Source organism: Nocardiopsis ganjiahuensis DSM 45031 (assembly GCF_000341085.1).
GTDB classification, from domain to species: domain Bacteria; phylum Actinomycetota; class Actinomycetes; order Streptosporangiales; family Streptosporangiaceae; genus Nocardiopsis; species Nocardiopsis ganjiahuensis.
Genome location: NZ_ANBA01000008.1, coordinates 482,565 through 501,193, shown reverse-complemented (window position 1 = coordinate 501,193; position 18,629 = coordinate 482,565). Strand labels below are relative to the sequence as shown.

15 protein-coding genes and 1 pseudogene are annotated in these 18,629 nt (G+C 71.5%); 4 read left to right on the top strand and 12 right to left on the bottom strand.

The window, feature by feature from the left end:
* Positions 1-138: 138 nt before the first annotated feature.
* Complete coding sequence (locus D458_RS0110860) at positions 139-1,527, bottom strand: FAD-dependent oxidoreductase (RefSeq protein ID WP_017586773.1); 1,389 nt, start codon at positions 1,525-1,527, stop codon at positions 139-141.
* Between the two features lie 217 nt (positions 1,528-1,744).
* Between D458_RS0110860 and D458_RS0110855 the strand changes: the two genes are divergently transcribed.
* On the top strand, positions 1,745-2,401 hold the full coding sequence (locus D458_RS0110855) for a TetR/AcrR family transcriptional regulator (RefSeq protein ID WP_017586772.1): 657 nt from the start codon (positions 1,745-1,747) through the stop codon (positions 2,399-2,401).
* 13 nt (positions 2,402-2,414) lie between these two features.
* Here the strand turns inward: D458_RS0110855 and D458_RS0110850 are convergent, their stop codons facing one another.
* Together D458_RS0110850 and D458_RS0110845 are read right to left on the bottom strand one after the other, a co-directional pair.
* On the bottom strand, positions 2,415-3,848 hold the full coding sequence (locus tag D458_RS0110850) for a gamma-aminobutyraldehyde dehydrogenase (RefSeq protein ID WP_017586771.1): 1,434 nt from the start codon (positions 3,846-3,848) through the stop codon (positions 2,415-2,417).
* A gap of 121 nt (positions 3,849-3,969) precedes the next feature.
* On the bottom strand, positions 3,970-4,431 hold the full coding sequence (locus tag D458_RS0110845; RefSeq protein ID WP_017586770.1) for an Lrp/AsnC family transcriptional regulator: 462 nt from the start codon (positions 4,429-4,431) through the stop codon (positions 3,970-3,972).
* 126 nt (positions 4,432-4,557) lie between these two features.
* Here D458_RS0110845 and D458_RS0110840 point away from each other — a divergent pair, with 126 nt between their 5' ends.
* Complete coding sequence (locus tag D458_RS0110840; protein ID WP_017586769.1) at positions 4,558-5,451, top strand: PhzF family phenazine biosynthesis protein; 894 nt, start codon at positions 4,558-4,560, stop codon at positions 5,449-5,451.
* A 129-nt stretch (positions 5,452-5,580) separates the two neighbouring features.
* Positions 5,581-7,410, top strand: a complete 1,830-nt coding sequence (locus tag D458_RS0110835) for an immunity 49 family protein (protein WP_017586768.1) — start codon at positions 5,581-5,583, stop codon at positions 7,408-7,410.
* A gap of 97 nt (positions 7,411-7,507) precedes the next feature.
* Here D458_RS0110835 and D458_RS0110830 read toward each other — a convergent pair whose 3' ends face one another.
* The 4 genes from D458_RS0110830 to D458_RS0110815 all read right to left on the bottom strand — a co-directional run bounded on the left by D458_RS0110830 (position 7,508) and on the right by D458_RS0110815 (position 11,864).
* Complete coding sequence (locus D458_RS0110830; RefSeq protein WP_026119186.1) at positions 7,508-9,007, bottom strand: MDR family MFS transporter; 1,500 nt, start codon at positions 9,005-9,007, stop codon at positions 7,508-7,510.
* Positions 9,008-9,320: 313 nt separating this feature from the next.
* A complete protein-coding gene (locus D458_RS0110825) occupies positions 9,321-10,565 on the bottom strand; it encodes an MFS transporter (RefSeq protein WP_017586766.1) in 1,245 nt (414 codons plus the stop codon).
* 193 nt (positions 10,566-10,758) lie between these two features.
* Entirely contained in the window at positions 10,759-11,409 is a 651-nt protein-coding gene (locus D458_RS0110820; RefSeq protein ID WP_017586765.1) for a maleylpyruvate isomerase family mycothiol-dependent enzyme, read from the bottom strand.
* A gap of 110 nt (positions 11,410-11,519) precedes the next feature.
* Positions 11,520-11,864, bottom strand: coding sequence for a cupin (locus D458_RS0110815; RefSeq protein ID WP_017586764.1), 345 nt, complete (start codon positions 11,862-11,864; stop codon positions 11,520-11,522).
* A 125-nt stretch (positions 11,865-11,989) separates the two neighbouring features.
* Here D458_RS0110815 and D458_RS35440 point away from each other — a divergent pair, with 125 nt between their 5' ends.
* Complete coding sequence (locus D458_RS35440; protein ID WP_083936280.1) at positions 11,990-12,769, top strand: creatininase family protein; 780 nt, start codon at positions 11,990-11,992, stop codon at positions 12,767-12,769.
* A gap of 15 nt (positions 12,770-12,784) precedes the next feature.
* On the opposite strand, the pseudogene D458_RS0110805 reads toward D458_RS35440, so the two are convergent.
* The 5 genes and pseudogenes from D458_RS0110805 to D458_RS0110785 all read right to left on the bottom strand — a co-directional run.
* Positions 12,785-13,645: pseudogene (locus D458_RS0110805) on the bottom strand (lysylphosphatidylglycerol synthase transmembrane domain-containing protein); the annotation flags it as partial.
* Positions 13,642-14,487, bottom strand: a complete 846-nt coding sequence (locus tag D458_RS0110800) for a class I SAM-dependent methyltransferase (protein WP_017586761.1) — start codon at positions 14,485-14,487, stop codon at positions 13,642-13,644. The gene D458_RS0110800 and the pseudogene D458_RS0110805, both read right to left, overlap by 4 nt.
* Positions 14,488-14,650: 163 nt before the next feature.
* Positions 14,651-15,445 carry an SAM-dependent methyltransferase gene (locus D458_RS0110795; RefSeq protein ID WP_017586760.1) on the bottom strand — a complete coding sequence of 265 codons (795 nt, stop codon included), beginning with the start codon at positions 15,443-15,445 and terminating at the stop codon, positions 14,651-14,653.
* A gap of 153 nt (positions 15,446-15,598) precedes the next feature.
* Positions 15,599-17,212 carry an MDR family MFS transporter gene (locus D458_RS33340; protein ID WP_017586759.1) on the bottom strand — a complete coding sequence of 538 codons (1,614 nt, stop codon included), beginning with the start codon at positions 17,210-17,212 and terminating at the stop codon, positions 15,599-15,601.
* A gap of 219 nt (positions 17,213-17,431) precedes the next feature.
* Positions 17,432-18,613, bottom strand: coding sequence for a glycosyltransferase family 4 protein (locus D458_RS0110785; RefSeq protein WP_017586758.1), 1,182 nt, complete (start codon positions 18,611-18,613; stop codon positions 17,432-17,434).
* Positions 18,614-18,629: the final 16 nt, after the last annotated feature.

Below are 18,629 nucleotides of genomic sequence, written 5' to 3'. Positions count from 1 at the left end.
GTGAGCGCGGAGCACACGCTCACCAGGGGCGGGGTTCGTGCGTCGGGGCACGGACCCCTGGGGGGAGTCCGTGCCCCGCGGCACGGCCCCCGAGGGGCGGTGGGTGTTCGCCGGACGTGCGCCGAACACCCACCCGGGTCACGCGGAGGGCGCCGCGAGGATCTCCTCGGCCGCGCGCCGCCCCTGGCGCAGGGCGCCGTCCACGTGCTGGTAGCCCTCGGCCGCCAGGTCGGAGCAGGCCCAGCCGATGGGTCCCACCGGTGTGCGCTGGTCGGCGCCGTAGCGGTGCAGGCCGCCGAGGTCGTAGCTGGCCGCGTAGGCGCCGCGGGTCCACTCCTCGGAGGCGAAGTCCGACTCGAAGTACACGGCGGGTTCCAGGGCCTCGTCGCCGAGGTAGTTCGCCAGGGAGCGCAGGATCGCGCCGCGGCGTTCCCCGGCCGGCCTGCGCAGGAGGTCGTCGGCGATCTCGTCGGAGACGAAGGCGACCAGGGTTCCGCGCGTGTCCCCGTGGTTGGTGTTGTCGTAGACCTCCTGGCACAGCTCCTTGGAGCCGAAGCCGGTGCCGGACAGGCCCTTGTCCCGCCAGAACGGGCGGTCGTAGACCGCGTGGACCTTGATGACCAGGCCCATCGAGGTGTGCTGGTGCATCTGCTGCTGCAGCCACGGCAGCGAGGGCTCGAAGGAGATGCGCGAGTAGAGCGTGGGCGGCACGGCCACGATCACCTTGGCGGCCCGCACGGTCACGCGCTCGGAGAGGACGAGGACCTCGTCGTCGTCCCAGCGGACGCTCCGGACCGGGCTCTCGAGGAAGACCGTGCCCTCGGTCAGGGCGGCGGCCATGGTCTGCGAGACCGACTGCATGCCGCCGACCACGCGGCGGTCGAGGATGAAGTTCTCGTCCACGAGGTTGGAGAAGGACCCGGCCGAGGCGGCCATGAGTACGGCCTGCAGCACCGAGAACGCGTGGGAGGGCTTGGTCAGCATGCCTCCGGCCATGAAGATGGCGATGTTCTCGCGGGCGGCCTCGTCGTCGGTCTCGCGGCGCAGCCACTCGGTGAACGGGAGGGTGTCCAGCTCACGGGCGCGCGGGTGGTCCCAGGGGCGCTCGACACCGATCTCGGCGACGAGCTTGTCCAGAGCCGTGATCACGCGCTCCATCTCGGCCTCGGTCCGCTCCCCGGCGGGGAACATGTCCCCGGTGTACTCGTGTCGGGTGCCGTCCGCCGCGAGGTAGACGTTGGCGCCGTCGCGGTGGCGCGGGAAGGTGCTCATGCCCAGTTCGTCGAGGAGGCCGAGCAGCTCGGTCTGGTCGGGCGAGACCCACTGGCCGCCGACCTCCAGGAAGGCGCCGTCGATCTCGCGGGACCAGGTGCGGCCGCCCACGCGGTCGCGGGCCTCCAGGACCGCGACGGTCCGGCCCGCGGCCTGGAGGGTGCGGGCGGCCATCAGGCCGGCCGGGCCGGCGCCCACGATCACGACATCGCGGTCGATGACCTCGTCGCTGCCGATGACGTGTGTGCCACTCATGGGTGTGCTCCTTCGAACATCAAAATGAACTTCATTCATTAACGGGTACGGCGCCCCCGATGTCAAGTAGCTCACTTTTTCCCGGGGTGACGGACGGGCTGGTCAGCGGGCTCCAAGGCCCACCACCGCGCCGATCCGGCGTGTGCGCGCCGCTTCTAGACTGGAGGGGAGATCGCGTCGATGCCCCCACCACGTGAACAACAGGAAGTAGGCGTCAGTGAGCCAGCAAGCCCGTAGCGGACGAGGCCGGGGCCGCCCCTCCTCACCGGTCCTGTCCCGCGAACGCGTCAGCCAGGCCGCGATCCGGATCGTGACGGTGCAGGGCTACCGCCACCTGACCATGGCCTCACTGGCGCGCGAGCTCGGTGTGGCCGCCTCGGCGCTGTACAACCACGTCTCCTCCAAACGCGACGTGCTGGTACTGATCCAGGACCGCATCAACGAACAGATCGACTGCTCCGCGTTCGGCACCGAGCCCTGGGACCGGGCGCTGCGGCAGTGGGCGGGCTCCTACCGCCAGTGCTTCATGGAGCACACCGCGCTCATCCCGGTCATGGCTGTGCTGCCCGTGGCTGACTCCCCCCAGACGCTGCGCATGTACGAACGGGTCACCCTCGCGCTGCGTGACGCCGGGATCGTCGGCGCGGACGCCGTGGACATCATCGTCGGGATCGAGGCGCTGGTCTTCGGCGCCGCCTACGACGCCTCCGCCCCGACCGACATCTTCGAACCCGGAGGCCTCGAAGACCTGGCCCCGACCTTCACCCGGTTCGCCGCGCAGCGCGCGGCGGACCCCCGGGCAGCCGCCGACCGGGCCTTCGAGCTCGCACTCGACGCCCTGATCAGCGGTCTGCGCCAGAGGTACACCGGCTGAGGCCCGCGGCGGGTCAGGCCTCCAGTGCGTGCATGACGTGCTTGACCCGGGTGTACTCCTCCACCGAGTACAGCGACAGGTCCTTGCCGTAACCCGAGGACTTGAAGCCGCCGTGGGGCATCTCCGCGGTGAGCAGCACGTGCGTGTTCACCCAGACGCAGCCGAAGTCCAGGTCTCGGGTCAGGCGCATGGCGGCGCCGTGGTCGGAGGTCCAGACGCTGGAGGCCAGCGCGTAGTCCACGTCGTTGGCCAGCCTGACGGCCTCCTCCTCCGAGGCGAAGGTCTGCACGGTCAGGATCGGCCCGAAGGTCTCGTCCTGGACCAGCTCGTCGTCCTGGCGGACGCCCGTGATCACCGTCGGCTCCACGAAGTAGCCGTCGGAGCCCTCGACCGCCTTGCCGCCGGTGACCACCGTGGCGTGCTCGGGCAGCCGGGCGAGCTTGTCGGTGACCGTCGCGAAGTGCCGGGCGTTGTTCAGCGGGCCGTAGGCGTTCCTGGACTCGTCGGCGTCGCCGGTGCGGGTCTGGCGGGCCGCCTCCGCCAGCAGCTCCACGAACTGGTCGTGCGCGCTCTCCTCGACCAGGACCCGGGTGACGGCGGTGCAGTCCTGGCCGGCGTTGAACGTACCGAACTCCACCAGGGCCTTGGCGGTCGCGGGCAGGTCGGCGTCGGCGAACACCACGGCCGGGGCCTTGCCGCCGAGCTCCAGGTGGCCGCGCTTGAGCCCCTTGGCGGCCGAGGCGGCGACCTGCTGGCCCGCGCGCACCGAGCCGGTGATCGACACCATGGCCGGTTCGGGGTGCTCGACCATCAGCGAGCCGGTGCCGGCGTCGCCCAGGACCACGTTGAACACGCCCGCCGGGAAGATCTCCCCGATCAGCCGGGCCAGGACCAGCGTGGACTCCGGGGTGGTGTCGGAGGGCTTGAGCACGATGCAGTTGCCCGCGGCGAGGGCGGGGCCGATCTTCCACACCGCCATGAGCAGCGGGTAGTTCCACGGCGTCACCTGCGCCACGACACCGACCGGCTCACGGCGGATGTAGGAGGTGTGGCCCTCCATGTACTCCATGGCCGCACGGCCCTCCAGCGTGCGGGCGGCGCCGGCGAAGAAGCGCAGGTGGTCCACGCCCATGCCGATCTCCTCCTGGGAGATGAGCCAGCGCGGCTGTCCGGTGTTGCGGTGCTGGGCCTCGACGATCTCGTCGGTGTGCTTCTCGACCGCGTCAGCCAGTTTCAGCAGGAGCCGCTGCCGCTCGCCCGGGGTGACGTGCTTCCAGGAGGCGAAGGCGTCACGCGCCGCGGTGAACGCGGAGTCGACGTCGACCCGGTCGGAGACGGGCGACACCGCGACGGTGCGCCCATCCGAGGGGTCGACGACGTCGATGGTCCCCTGTCCGTGAGCGTCGACGAACCCACCGTTGACGAAGTTCTGGAGGCGGCTGCCCATGAGGTCTCCTCGGCACAGATTAAATGATCAACATTCATTTTAGGGGTGCGCGGAGTGAGCGGCAACACACAGGTGGGTCGAGGGGGTCACTCCGGCGGAGGAGCGGGGGACGCGGCCGGCGTCACCGCGTCGCGGGGGAGGGGCGGTCGGCCACGACTTCGTAGACGAGGTCGGTGGTGATGGAGCCGATCCGGGCGAGGTCGCTGGTGATCCGTTCGAGATCGGCCATGTCGGTGGCGAGGATCTCGAAGTGGTAGCAGGACTCCCCGGTGACACGCAGGCACCGCACGATCTGGGGATGGCGGCCGAGGACGTCGGCGACTCTGTCGTAGAGCGCCCCGTGGACCTTCATCCGCACGACCGCGTGCAGGGTGTATCCGAGGGCCGCGGCCGAGACCCGGGCGGTGTGGCCGGTGATGACGCCGCGCTCCTCGAGGGAGCGGAGCCGGGACCGGGTCGCGGACGTTCCGAGGTGGATCGCCTTTCCGAGCTCGGCGAGTGAGGCGCGGGAGTCGCGCTGCACCGCCTCGATCAGCAGGCGGTCGGTCTCGTCCAGGGGGGTGGTGGTTCGGGTGTCGGTCATGTGCGCAGTCTGCCGCAGATTTTGCGGCGTACGGCCGCCACAAGCGTTCCGGCGCCCTTCTCGTGTCCCAGCCGGGTTGCCTAGCGTTGAGTCAGGAGCCGGACAGCAAGAGAGGCAGCAGCTGACATGAGTACACAGGTACCGTTCGCCCTCGTGGACGTCTTCGCCAGTGAACCGCTGACCGGGAATCCGCTCGCGCTGATTCCCGACGCCGACGGGATCGGTGAGCAGCGGATGCGGGCGATCGCACGCGAGTTCAACCAGTCGGAGACCACCTTCCTGGTCGCGCCGACCCTTCCGGGCGCGCACCGGCGGCTGCGGTCCTTCACCCCCGCCGGGGCCGAGGTCCTCGGGGCCGGGCACAACGCGATGGGCGCCTGGATCTGGCTGGCCGACACCGGGCGGCTCCCGGTCGGCCAGGAGGCCTTCGCCCAGCAGATCGGCCAGCAGGTGCTGCCGGTGCGGGTGACCAGGCAGCCCGGACAGCGGGCCGTGGTCTCGATGGACCAGTCCCCGCCGGCCTTCGGGCGCACCGTGGCCGACCGGCAGGCGCTCGCGGGAGCGCTGGGCCTCGGCGAAGGCGACCTCGTGGCGGAAGCACCCGCGCAGGTCGTGTCCACCGGCGCCGGCCACCTGCTGGTCCCTGTCACCGACCGGGCGGCCGTGGACAGGGTCGCCCCCGAGCCCGCCCGGCTGCTGCGGGTGCTCCGGGAGGTCGGCGGAGAGGGATGCTACGTCTACAGCCGCGACCCGGTCGACGCGGCCGGGGGCTCGGTCGTGTACACGCGGTTCTTCAACCCCACGGTCGGGATCGTGGAGGACCCGGCCACCGGCACGGCCGCCGGCCCGCTCGTGGCCGCCCTCACCGAGGCGGGTCAGATCCCCGACGGCGTCGACGCGATCGTGGAGCAGGGCCACGCGCTCGGACGGCCGAGCAGGCTCCGGGTCACCGTGCGGGGTCAGCTGGTGCGACTGAGCGGTTCGGGGCTCGTCGTCGCCGACGGTGTCCTCCACCTCTGAGGGGCGAACGCACGGACGATCACGGCGCCCCACAGCGTCGGGGAGGCCGTCTGTCCCTCCGGCCGGGTTGTGCCAGACTCGGCTGCGCACCGGGGTGCACGGCCCCGGACAGGACGGGAAGAGGGTTCGGTGACCGCGCGGATCGAACGGCACAGGGTGAGCGGGAAGGCTCTGGAGGAAGCCACCGAGGACTTCTACGACGAGGTCAGCATCCGGGTCCGGGGTGAGCAGAACAGCGGGCGGGACGGGTTCGGCTGGCAGATGATCTCCCGGGACCTGCTGGACTACGCCGGCGCGCGATCGGTCGACGTGCCGGAGACCGACGCCGACATCTGCGCCGCCGTGTACTCGGCCGCGGAGGCCCGGATCGGCGCGCTCAAACTCGACGGTGCGCCCACCTCCGCGGAGTTCTCGGTGCACCTCACCTACACCGGTACCGGTGTCTTCTACCGGGACCACGACGAGGTGTCGGAGGAGTCCCGCGAGCAGCGCGGGGTGAGCCTCTCGGACTGGGCCCAGACGCTCTACCTGTGCGTCGTCGCCGACCTGCACGCCGACAACAAGGGCGCCCTCATCGGGTTCGCGGCGGACTTCGACGAGAGCCGGGTGCTGCACCGCGCCCTCGCCTACTACTGCTTCCCCGAGGTGGGCGCCGAGCGGGAACAGCTCGTGCGTTACGTGGAATCCGCGCTCGGACCCTTCTTCGACTCCCTCGGCAAGGACAGCGGGGAGAGGCACCCGGATCTGGGGTCGGTCAGCCCGGACCTGCTCTTCCTGCACGCCCTGCTCGCCCGGAACGAGGAGGTGTTCTGGACGCTCATGTCCGAACGCCTGGCGTGGTTCCGGGACAACAGTGGAGACGGGACCCCGCGAACCCTGCTGCCGGTGCCCGAGCTCGCCTTCGCGGCGCTGGCGGTACGGGTCGAGGGCTGGAAGATGCCCTTCGAGTCCGCCTACCTGCCCAGGCGGCTGGTCGAGGGACGCCTCCACGGCAGCGCCCGGGTCGGGGCGTACGGGGCCGACAAGGACGCCGAGGCCCTGCGGGCACTGGCCGACGGGCCCCTGGTGGTCGAGCGCCCGACCGGGACCTTCGCCGCGGATCGTGACATCGAGCAGACGTACCGCTACGAGGACGAGGATCTCGAGGAGCTCGCTCGGGCCGAAAGCGCCGTCAGGCGCTCGGCGAGCCTGTTGCAGAGCCGCGCCTGGAGCGCGCTCCTCGGCTTCCGTGTCAACTCGGTGGCCGACCCGGACGCCGATCACCCCCGCCAGCTCGCCGCTCTCACCCATGCCTCGCAGTACACCGCGGCGGTCTTCGCCGGTGTCGGCGTGGAGCCGGGGGAGACGGTCGACGTGACCTTCGGAGCGAGCACGGTGTCCCTGAGCCGGGTGGAGCCCTCCTCCAAGGTCTCCGAGGGCGCGCGCAGGACCGCGATCGAGTACGCCCTGCTCTCGGGTTCACGGGAACGGCTGGACACCCTGGTCGCCTACCCTCACGACGCCTTCCTGCGCAAGGACGAAGGCCGGGGCTTCGCGGTCTTCCCCCTCTACGACACCGCCTTCCTGACCTACCTGAAGGCTGAGCGTGCGCGCGGCTGGCGGCGTCGGGCCGAGGGCGAGACCCGTCCCACCTACGGGGCGGTGCGCGCGGCGGTCGACGACGCGGTCGCCGCGCTCGCCCACTACAGCATGCCCGGCTACCCGGCACCGCCGGTGGTCCTGCTCTCCCAGCTGGTGGCGGGGGACCGGGAGGGGTTCGAACTGGCCCTGGCCGACACCTTGGAGAGGTACCGGGACGCGCACAGCATCGGTGATCGGGCCGGGGACTCCGACAGCCTGATCGACCCGCACAGCCTCGCTCTGGCCTGCCTGGCCCGGGCCCAGGGCTGGCAGGTCCGGGTGGAGAGCGGCTACCTGCCCCGGGGCGTGCTGGACCGGGCGGCCGCGATGTTCGGCTGACCGGTCCCGTCCGGGTGGGACCGGTGCGGGCCCGGGTACACGAAAGGGGGCGGTGACCGGTTCTTCCGGCCTCCGCCCCCGTTTCGTCAGCTGATCCCTAGTGGACGGCGGGGACGGTCTCCCCGTCCGTGTCCACGGTGTCCCGGCCGGGCTCGGACCTGCGGACCAGGAAGGTCGCGAAGAAGGCCAGGGTGGCGATGACCGCGCCCAGGACGAACGCTGCGTGGATACCGTCGGCCTCGGCGGCGACGGCCTCCATGCCCTCCCCCATCCGGCTGGCGGCGACCGCGGACATGATCGCGATGAACGTCGCGGTGCCCGCGGCGCCCGCCACCTGCTGCACGGTGCCGACCACGGCACTGCCGTAGGAGTACAGCGAGGGCTTCAGGGAGCCCAGCGCACCGGTGAGCAGCGGCGTGAACATGAAGCCAAGACCGACGCTGAGCGCCATGTGCGCGGCGACCACGTAACCGATCTGGGTGTCGGTGCCGAAGAACGTCATGCCCCACATCACCAGGGTGACCACGGCCGCGCCGGGGGTGACCAGCGGGCGGGGGCCGAAGCGGTCGTACAGGCGGCCGACGATCGGGGCCAGCAGACCCATCACGAGACCGCCGGGCAGCAGGGTGAGACCGGTGACGAGCGTGTCGAAACCGAGGACGTTCTGCATGTAGATCGGCAGCAGGATGATCGTGCCGAACAGCGCCATGAAGGTGACCACGACCAGGGCGATCGAGATCGAGAACTGCCGGGACCGGAACACCCGCAGGTCGAGCAGGGCCCGTTCCTCGCGCTGGAGCCGGATCTGGCGCCACACGAACAGCACGAGCGCCACGGCGCCCACGGCGATCGCCACCGCCGGCGGGATGACCGCGTCGGGGTCGGCCGCCTTGCCCAGGCTGGAGAAGCCGTAGACCAGGCCGCCGAAGGCGAGTGCCGACACGATGACCGAGAGCACGTCGATACGGGCGGCGCGGGGTTCGGTGATGTTGCGGATGAAGACCGCGCCCAGGGCCAGGCCCAGGAGGGCGATCGGCAGCACGAGGCCGAACAGCCAGCGCCAGTCCAGCGAGTTCAGGATGACGCCGGAGATGGTCGGGCCCACAGCGGGCGCCACGGCCATGACGATGGAGATGTTGCCCATCACGCGGCCGCGCCGGTCGGACGGGACCATGTTCAGCACGGTCGTCATGAGCAGCGGCATCATGATCGCGGTGCCGCCGGCCTGCACGATCCGCCCGAGCAGCAGGACGGTGAAGTTGGGCGCCAGGAAGCAGATCAGGGTGCCGATGCTGAACAGGGTCATCGCGGTGATGAACACCTGGCGCAGGTGGAACCTCTGCAGCAGGAAACCGGTCACGGGGATGATCACGGCCATCACGAGCATGAAGGCCGAGGTCAGCCACTGCCCGGTGGAGACCGGGATGCCGAGGTCGCGGTTGAGTGCGGGCAGTGCCACACCCATGATCGTCTCGTTGAGGATGACGACGAAGGCCGAGACCAGGAGGAGCGGGATGACGAGACGGGCCGCGCGCTGGTTCGCGGCCTCCGCCTGTGCGGCCTCGTCGGTGGGTGTCACGTCGGGTTGCCTGGTCACGTACTTCCTTGCGCGCTCGATGGTGGTCTGGTCAGGGGGATGCGGCGGGGGTGGGCGGGACGCCGGAAGAGTGTCCGGTTCTGTGCCCACCGGTCCGTCAACTCCGCTGCTCACGGCAGTATTCCGGCCCGGGGAGGGATCTGGGAAGTGATTTTTCTCCGTGGATGTCCCTCCCGTTCAGGTTAGATGACGGGACGTCCCGTCTCGCCCGTTTTTGCGCACTCTGCAAGCATTGAAAGTGTCTCAGCCTGTGCCCTTCCCCACGTTCCATGGGTGTCTCCCGGAAGGGCCCCGGGTCCGGCCCGGCGGCAGCCTAGGGTGCGGTGCGCGGGTTCGTTGGGGAAAAGGCGTTCGACCGTGCCCGGATGCGGGCCACGAACCACACCGCGGCGGCCGAGGCCAGCAGACAGTAGGCGCTCAGGGCCGCGATCTGGGCCGGATAGGCCACTCCGGCGTCGATCAGAACTCCGGCGCCGCCCGGACCCGCGGCGGAGGCCAGGACGAGGACCGCCACGATGGTGGACCGGATGGCCCCCAGGTGCCCGACGCCGTACACCTCGGGCCACACCGCCCCGAACAAGCTCAGGGACAGACCGTTCGTGACCCCGTACAACAGCATGAACACCAGGACGCTCCACGCCCCCTCCGCCACGGCCAGCACGAACAGCCCTGCTCCGAGCGGGAGCAGGTAGACCGGCACGAGCCGGAGCGCGGTGACCCGGTCGATCAGGAAACCGCCCAGCACGTTGAACACCACCGTCGTCACCGCGTACACGGTGAAGGCCGTGGCGAACAGCGAGGGAGCCCAACCGCGCAGTTCGGTCAGATGCGCCTGGTGGAAGAACACGGTGTTGCCGACCAGGGCCGGGGCGGCCACGGCGGCGAGCAGTAGGTAGAAGTAGGGGTCGCGCAGCGTCTGGGACCGTGTCCAGTCGCGCGCCGTGGGCGCGGGCTGGTCACCGGCCCGGCCGGTTGGGGTGCGCTCCCGTCTGAGGAGGACGGACATGGGCCACGCCAGCAGGACGAGCAGGACGGCCACCAGCCACCAGACCTGAGTCCACCCCGCGACGGCCAGGACCGCGACCACCGCGAGCGGCAGCAGCGCCTCCCCGGTGTTCAGCCCCAGTGCGGCCAGCGAGGTGGCGCGCCCGCGTTCCCGGTCGAACCACCGCCCGGTGAGGGTGAAGGAGGTGTGCGTCATCATGCCCTGCCCGAACAGGCGCAGGAGGAACAGGGCCAGGAAGAGCACCCACACGTGGGAGGCGAAGCCCATCAGAGCCGCCCCCAGCGCCAGCACGCCCATGAGCGCCGGGACGAGTCGCCCCGCCCGATGCCGGTCCACCAACCTGCCCAGCTGGGTCATCACCAGCGCACCGGTCAGAGTGGCGGCCATGAACAGCGAGCCGAACTGGCCGTGGGTGAGGCCGAGGGAGCCGCGGATGTCGGAGGAGAACAGGGAGACGAAGAAGGTCTGGCCGAACGACGAGAACAGGAAGAGGGCGAAGCCCCCCAGCAGCCACCGCTTGTTGGCGCCGAGGAAGGACAGGTAACCGCGCATGTGGGGCCGGGAATCCGATCGTCGGGGGCCACCCTCCAGAGCGGACCGGAGCCCATGATGCCAGTTCGTCAATGGCTGATCACGCTCGGTCCCCGACCTCCGAGGTTCAGAATCCCAGCTCCCTCAGCCAGGCGGGCAGGAAGTGCGGCGGTTCGGCCTCCTCGAAGAGCTGGGGGCCGAACCGACCAGGCGCTCACCCCGCCAGGCGACGGCGCAGCTCGGGCAGGCCCGCCCCGCTCAGCCGGTCCAGGTAGGCGGGGCGGCCCGCCATGACCATGACCAGGGCGAGCAGGGGGCCCTCCACCACGGGCAGAGCGGGGGCGTTCGTGCTGAAGTCGGCGTCGGTGGCGCGCAGGTGCAGGCCCTCGACCTGTGTCTTGCTGTTGACCGCGAAGTCGCGGGAGGCGAAGAACCGGGCGACCCCGATCAGCGCCTCGGGAGCGGGCACGCGCTCGATGCCCAGCGGGTGGCGGATGTCCTGACCGTGCACGACCAACTCGCCGAGCCAGGCCGCGAGGTCGTTCGAGGGCAGTCGTACCGGTTCACCGTGCTCGGTGCCCAGGGCGGCGAACCTGGCCAGGGTCTGCGCGGGTTCGGGCCGGGCGAACCGTTCGATCTGTCTGCGGTTGTGCACCGAGGGGCGCAGACCGGCGCGCAGGATGGAGGAGATCCACCCGAGCTTGCCGATCGTCATGGCCGAGCCCAGGTGCGCGGTCACGTCGTGGACGGTCCACTCTCCGCAGAGCGAGGCCCGTTCCCACTGCCGGTCGGTCAGGTCCTGCAGGTCGGCCACCAGCACGGCGTGTTCGGCGGCGATCAGTCCGCGAGTATCGGAGGTCTCCATGCCTCGACCCTAAGGATCCGCTGTGACAGTTCGCGGCAGGCTCCGCCCGCAGCGCGGCCCTTCTTCGAAGTGGAGATCTATCCCGTAAAGGTGTCAAACCGGTTCATTCCTCAGTGCGCGGGGACGGACACACAGGCGAGTTCGGTGTCCTCCTCCGCCGTCAGCTCGCCGGGGGAGTGCTCCGGAACGTGCAGGAGGTCGCCCGGGCCCGCGGTGACGGCGCCTGCGGGGGTACGCAGGGTCAGGGACCCGCTGACGACCACCCACACCTCCGAGTACGGCGCCGGCAGGGGCGCCGACGCGCCCTTGTCGAACCTGGCGTAGTACGCGCTCAGCGGGCCTCCTTCCGACTTCTCGACCACCGGGCCGAGCCGAATCCCCTGGTCGCCCATCCCCTGCCAGTGCTCGATCCGCGCGGGGGAGAAGTGACGGACTCTTCCTTCGTGCTGCGCCATGGCTTTCCTCTCTCCGGGCCTCACCCGTAGTGAAGTACCTCAACCAGCCTTGAGGTCAAGGGATCGGGCGCCCGAAACCGGAGGGGGCTCTGTCCCCCGAAGGGGCGGCAGGGGAGGATGTCCCCATGGACTTCTCCGATCCCCTACCGAACACCACCAGTGAGGACGAGGGCGCGAACGCCGCCCGCATCGCCCTGCTGCCGGTGGGCAGTCTTGAACAGCACGGCCCCCACCTGCCGCTGACCACGGACACCGTCGTCGCCTCGGTCCTGGCCCAGAGCCTCGCCGACGCCCATCCCGGACTGCGGGTCCTGCCCCCGGTCGCCTTCGGCTGCTCCCACGAGCACGAGGCCTGGCCCGGCACGGTCAGCGTCTCGGCGCCCACCCTGTACGCGATGGTCTCCGACATCGCCGAGTCCCTGCGCAGGGCGGGCACCCCGAAACTGGTGGTGGTCAACGGGCACGGCGGCAACCACGTCCTGGCCAACCTGGTCCAGGAGTCCCGCGGTGACATGGCGCTCTTCCCCGGTCCGCACGACTGGGAGGCCGCCCGCACGGCGGCGCGGATGAGCACCACCAACGAACGCGACATGCACGCCGGGGAACTGGAGACCTCGGTGCTGCTGCACGCGCGCCCCGACCTGGTCCGCCCCGGCTACGAGGAGGCCGACCACCTCGCCGACCGGCGCGACCACATGCTCACCTCCGGTCTGGCCCGCTACACCCGGTCCGGGGTCGTGGGCCAGCCCTCACGCGCGACGGCCACCGAGGGGCGGGACCTCCTGGCCCACCTGGTCAAGGCCTTCGCCGGGTACCTGAAGGTGCTCGACCCGAAGCAGCCGCCACAGCAGCACCAGCCCGCCGGGAAGGGCCGCGACCAGGGCCAGAAGCCCGTACGCCACTGACACCGTCACGCCCAGTCCCGAACCCAGCCCGGCAGCGCCGAAGGCCAGCGCCGTCACCGCCTCACGCGGACCCCAGCCGCCCACGTTGGCCGGGACGCTCATCGCGACCAGCGCCAGCACCAGCAGCGGCAGCAGCGTGAACAGGGGGGTGGTCGCCCCGGCCGCCCGGGCCGCCACCAGGAACAGGGCCACGTGTCCGGCCAGCGCGGCCATCGACAGCAGCAGCACACCCGGGCCGGTCGCCACCGTGAACAGACCGGCCCGGGTGTCCGCCACCGTCACGGAAAGCACCCGCCACCAGCGTGACCCGCGCCGCCGTCCGACCACCCAGCCGATCGCGACCACCAGCGCCGCCAGGGCGAAGACCGCCACGGAGGCGGCCACCGCGAGCAGTCCCGGGCCCAACAGGGCGGCGGGCAGGGTGAACAGCAGCACCGCGCAGGTCCCGGCGAGCACCGCCTGCCCGGCCATCCGCTCCAACACCACGGCGCGCACACCCCGGGGCAGGTCACCGGCGTAACGCCCGTGGCTCACCGCCCGGTGCACGTCCCCGAGCACCCCGGCGGGCAGCACCGCGTTCAGGAAGACCGCGCGGTAGTAGTCGCCCACCGCGCGCACCCACGGCAGACACAGCCCCACCCCGCGCGCCACCAGCACCCAGCGGGACGCGCACAGCACGGTCGTGGCCAGACCGATGCCCAGCGCCGCCGCCACCGAGGCGCTGTCGACCGCTCCGAACGCGTCGGTGAACGCTTCCAGCGGGTACCACCACAGCACCCCGGCCAGCAGCCCCGCCCCGAGCAGCGGCCGCACGACCCCCGGGCGCCGCCACCACGGACGGGGCCCTTCCCAGCGGGTCGCCCCGGCGTGCCTCATGGGTGGTCCGCGCCCCCTTCCGGCAGCACCAGCAGGTCGGTGTGGTGCACGACCACGCCCAGCTCGCCGCGTTCGCACTCACCGAGCCGACGCTCCAGGTAGCCGCCCGCGGCTGCCTCCGGGTCCTGTTCCAGGGCGGCGCCGACCCAGCCCCGCAGCCAGGCGAGGGTCAGGGGTACGCGCTCCGGGCACAACCGCCAGGGGCTCTCGAAGGTCAGCACCCGGTAGCCCAGTTCCCCGAACACCGCACCGGCCGCCCCGACCGCGTCCGGCCCCAGCCGGCCGCCGCGCCGCTGGTGCCGGTTGAAGGCCTCCGTCAGCGCCGGGTCGTCCGGGTCGCTCGGGAAGAACTCCACCCGGCCCACCACCGACAGCGTGAACAGCGCGGCGCAGCCCGCTCCGGCCGCGGCCCGGGCCACCGCGGTGAGTTCGTCGGGGGTGAGCAGGTCCAACAGGGCGGAACCGGTGACCAGGTCGACCCCGGCCAGGTCCTCCCCGGTGATCGAACCCAGGTCCCGCAGGCACATCCGCGCTCCCACGGGGGAGCCGTCCGCCGAGGTCAGGGGCATGTGCGCCCCGGCCAGGGACAGCAGTCCGGGGTCGACGTCGTACAGGAGCCACTTCTGGGCCCCGGACAGTTTCGGTGCCAGCCAGCGCCCCTGCGATCCGGTGCCGCACCCCAGGTCGGCGACACGGACCGGCCGGGCGCCCGGTCCGGCGCCCCGCCCGGCCAGGTGGACCCGGAGGGGGTCCAGCGGGGCGGTCGCACGGGCGTCGGCGTCGGCCTCCTCGCGCAGGGCCAACCAGTCCGGTTCGAAGGCCGGCAGCGGGTTCTCGGACACAGGGCTCAACGGGACTCCTCCCGGTGGAGTACGGCGGTCGGCGGACGGCCGTCTCCTCCCAGAGTGCCAGCTCCGCCGGGGCCGGGAGGTCCGAACCCGGAAGCTTTTGCCCGGGTCTGTCACCGTGGGGCCGGTGCGCCAGCCCCACGGGCGTGGTGCGGAGTCAGACCTTCTTGGCCAGGCCCGCGTACTGGGGGAGGTCCCGGACCGTCTCGGCGGGGCCGGGGCGCCAGCGGAACACGGAGACGGTGCCGGGCTCGACCAGTTCGAGGCCGTCGAAGAACCGGTCGAACTCCTCCACGGTGCGCATGTGGTAGGGCTGGGCGACGTTCTCGGCCCAGATCCGCATGCCTTCGGCGGCGCGTTCGGCGTCGTCCACCTCCATGTGGGCGAGGACCCCGTCGCACACCGCGACGAAGCTGCCCGGGGCCAGTGCCTCCGTGTAGACGCGCACCAGGCGCAGGGCCTCGTCCAGCTCGAAGTGGCCCATCGTGCCCATCAGGGTCAGGGCGACCGGCTGGTCGAGGTCGAGGGTCCGGGCGGCGGCCTCGAGGACCTTGTGGACGTCGCGCAGGTCCGCGTCCACGAACCGGGCCGGAGCGGTGCCGGTGTCGGCCAGCAGGGTACGGGCGTGGGCCACGACGAGGGGGTCGTTGTCGACGTAGACCACTCGGGCGCCGGGGTCGATGGCCTGGGCCACCTCGTGGGTGTTGTCGGCGGTGGGCAGCCCGGCGCCGACAACGAGGAACTGGGTGACGCCTTCTCGCTGGATCAGGTGGGTGACGGCTCGGCGCAGGAACAGCCGGTCGCCCCGGGCGATTTCGGCGACCTGGGGGAACAGGTCCCTGACACGGTCGCCCACCTCGCGGTCGACCGGGTAGTTGTCCGTACCGCCGAGCCAGTAGTTCCACACGCGCGAGGTGTGGGCGACGGTGGTGTCGACGGGGGTGTCCGTCATGGGGCCTCTTCCGGGTGGGGGCAGCACCCGAAGTCTGCTGGGCGGCACTCGTGGAAGCAAGCGGAAATCCCGTTCCCGTAAGGCTTCTGGCACGACGGAACCCCACCGGCGCGGCTCGGTGGGGTTCCGGGGGAGGTGGGGCGGCGGTGGGCCCTAGGAGGGCAGGGGAGTCTCGTGCCTGCCGGTCCCGCCGTTCTCCTCGGGGTTCCGGGGAGCTACGGGACCGCTGCCCGTCTCGGTTCTGACCGGCTCGCTGTCCGCTCGGCTCGTGGCGGGCTCGGCCGGCTTCATGTCGACGGTGTCGCGCAGCTGGACCCTGGGCAGGAAGAGCACCACGATCAGGCCGACCACGGCGATGCCGGTGGCGACCAGGAAGATGTCACCGGTGGACGAGCCGTAGGCGCTCTCGACGATCTCGCGCAGGAACGGCGGCATGCCCGCCAGGTCCAGGGTGCTGCCGTCGGATTCACCGGCGGGGATCGGCACGCCGGAGGCGGCCACACCCTCGGTGATGTCGGTGCTCACCCGGTTGGCCAGGATCGCGCCGAGCACGGACACCCCGATGGTGCCGCCCAGGGAGCGGAAGAACGTGATCGCTCCGCTGGCCGCGCCGAGTTCGCGCTTGGGCACCGAGTTCTGTACGACCAGTACCAGGTTCTGCATGGACATACCGACGCCGACGCCGACGCCGAGCATGCCCAGGGACACCACGAGCAGTGAGGTGGACTCGTCGATGGTGGACAGCAGCAGGAAGCCGAGGGTGAGGAACACCAGGCCGGTGACGACGTAGGCCTTGACCTTGCCCGAGCGGGAGATCAGCCAGCCCGAGACGGTCGAGGCGGCCATCATGCCGAGCATGAGCGGGGTGGTCATCAGGCCGGCGGCGGTCGGTGAGTAGCCGCGGGCCAGTTGGAAGTACTGGCCGAGGAAGACCGCTCCGCCGAACATCGCCATGCCGACCGCGACGCTGGCGACGATCGCGATCACGGGCTCGCGGCGCAGCACCAGGTGCAGGGGGATGACCGGTTCGGACACCCGGTTCTCCACCCACACGGCCAGGGTCAGCAGTACGAGGCTGCCGAGGACCATGGCGCCGGTCTGCCAGGAGATCCAGTCGAAGGTGCCGCCGACGAAGGTCACCCACAGCAGCAGGGTGCTGACTCCGGCCGCGATGAGGGCGGCGCCGAGGTAGTCGACGTGCACGTCGGTGCGGCGCTCCTCCTCCAGGTGCAGGGTGCGGGTGAGTACGACCAGGGCGACCAGCATGAACGGTACGCCGACGAAGAAGCACCAGCGCCAGCCGAGCCAGGAGATGTCGGTGAGGGCCCCGCCGATCAGCGGGCCGCCGACGGTGGCCACGGCCATGATGGCGCCGATGATCCCGTTGAAGCGACCGCGTTCCTTGGGGCTGACCAGGGCCGCGATGGTCGCCTGGACCAGGACCTGGGAGGCGCCCATGCCGAGTCCCTGCAGCGCGCGGAAGGCGATGAGCTGCTCGGTGTTCTGCGCGAACCCGCTCAGCAGCGAGGCCACGATGAACAGGACGATGGAGATCTGGAGCAGTCGCTTCTTCGGGAAGAGGTCGGCGAGTTTGCCCCAGACGGGGGTGGAGGCCGTGGACGCCAGCAGCGTCGAGGTCACCACCCAGGTGTACTGGGACTGGGTTCCCTGGAGTGAACCGAGGATCTGGGGCAGCGCGACCGAAACGATCGTGCCGCTGAGCATCGTCACGCCGAGGACGATCAGTAGCCCGCTCAGGGTGCGCATGATCGGTGTACGTGCGGTGCCCTGGGACTGAGTAGTGCTCAAGGCTGGCCTCTGGAGAGAGTGAGTCTGGAGAGTAGGCGCAGGTGGAGGAGGCCTGCAGGTGAGGCAAAAATGCAGAGTAAGAATTTTTGCACTCTATGCACGATATCACCGGGGGTGGGGCGGTGACGAGGAACCCCGGGATGAACACCGCCACACTTCGCACACCGGCGGGTGGTCCTACAGTCCGAGCACCCGCGCCATCGTCCGGGCCGCGACCTGCCACCCGGAGAGCTCGCCGCGGCGCAGCCGGGCCGCTCCGCGCAGTTCCTCCCGCAGGGCGGGATCGGTCAGCCAGCTCCTCAGCGCCCGCTCCAGCCCGACGGCGTCCTCCGCCGGCACCAGCAGCCCGGGCACCCGCCCGTCCGAAGCGCGCCCCAGCGCCTCGGGGACCCCGCCCACCTCGGTGGCCACCACCGGGAGGCCCCGGGCGAGGGCCTCGGTGACGACCATCCCGTAGGTCTCCGCGCGCGAGGCCAGCACCAGCAGGTCCGCGGAGTCGTAGACCCGGGCCAGTTCCGCGCCGACCACCGGTCCGGTGAACCGCACCCGGTCCCCGAGCCCCGGATGCGGGGGAGGGGTGCCCGGCCCCGCGCACACGCACGTCCAAGGCAGGTCCCGCAGCTCGGAGAGGGCGCGAAGGAGCAGGTCGTGGCCCTTGCGGGGGGTCAGCGAGGCCACACACACGAGCCGGGGGGCGTCGTCCCCGGCACCCGTCGGGGCCCCGCCCGGGGGCGGGCCGGCCGCGCTGGTGCCCCCGGCGCCCACAGCGCCGCCCGAGGCGCCCGCACCTGCCACGGCCTCGAACCCGCTCCCGCGGGCCGTCGGGGTCGGGTCCACCCCCGGCCGCACGACCGCCACTCCCGAGTCGGCTTCCGACCGCACGGCCTCCGTCCTCGCTGCCGCACCGGCCACGCCCGGGTCCGCTGCCGCACCGGTCAGGCCGTGGTGTTCTGCCAGCCGCCGCGCGGCCCACTCACTGGTGGCCACCACCGTCACACCGCCCCGCAGGACCGCCCGCTCCCGGGCGTCCAGGTCGCGTGCCGTGTCCGGTGCCAGCCCGGTCTCGTCGGCCAGCGGCAGGTGCACCAGCACCGCCAGCCGCAGCCGCCGCGCGTGCGGGAGCACCGCCTCGGGCACCCCGCACGCCACCAGACCGTCCACCAGCACACGTGAGCCGTCGGGTGCCCCGGCCAGCACGGCGGAGAGTTCATTGGCCGAGTTCCGGTCCGGGCGCGGCCAGGACCCGGCTACCGTCACGGTCCGTACCGGTAGGCCCAGATCGGTCAGCGCCGCGGCGATCCGCCGGTCGTAGGTGTGCCCCCCGCTGGGCGAGGTCGCCTCGGGGACGACGAACAGCAACAGCGCCCGCCCCCTT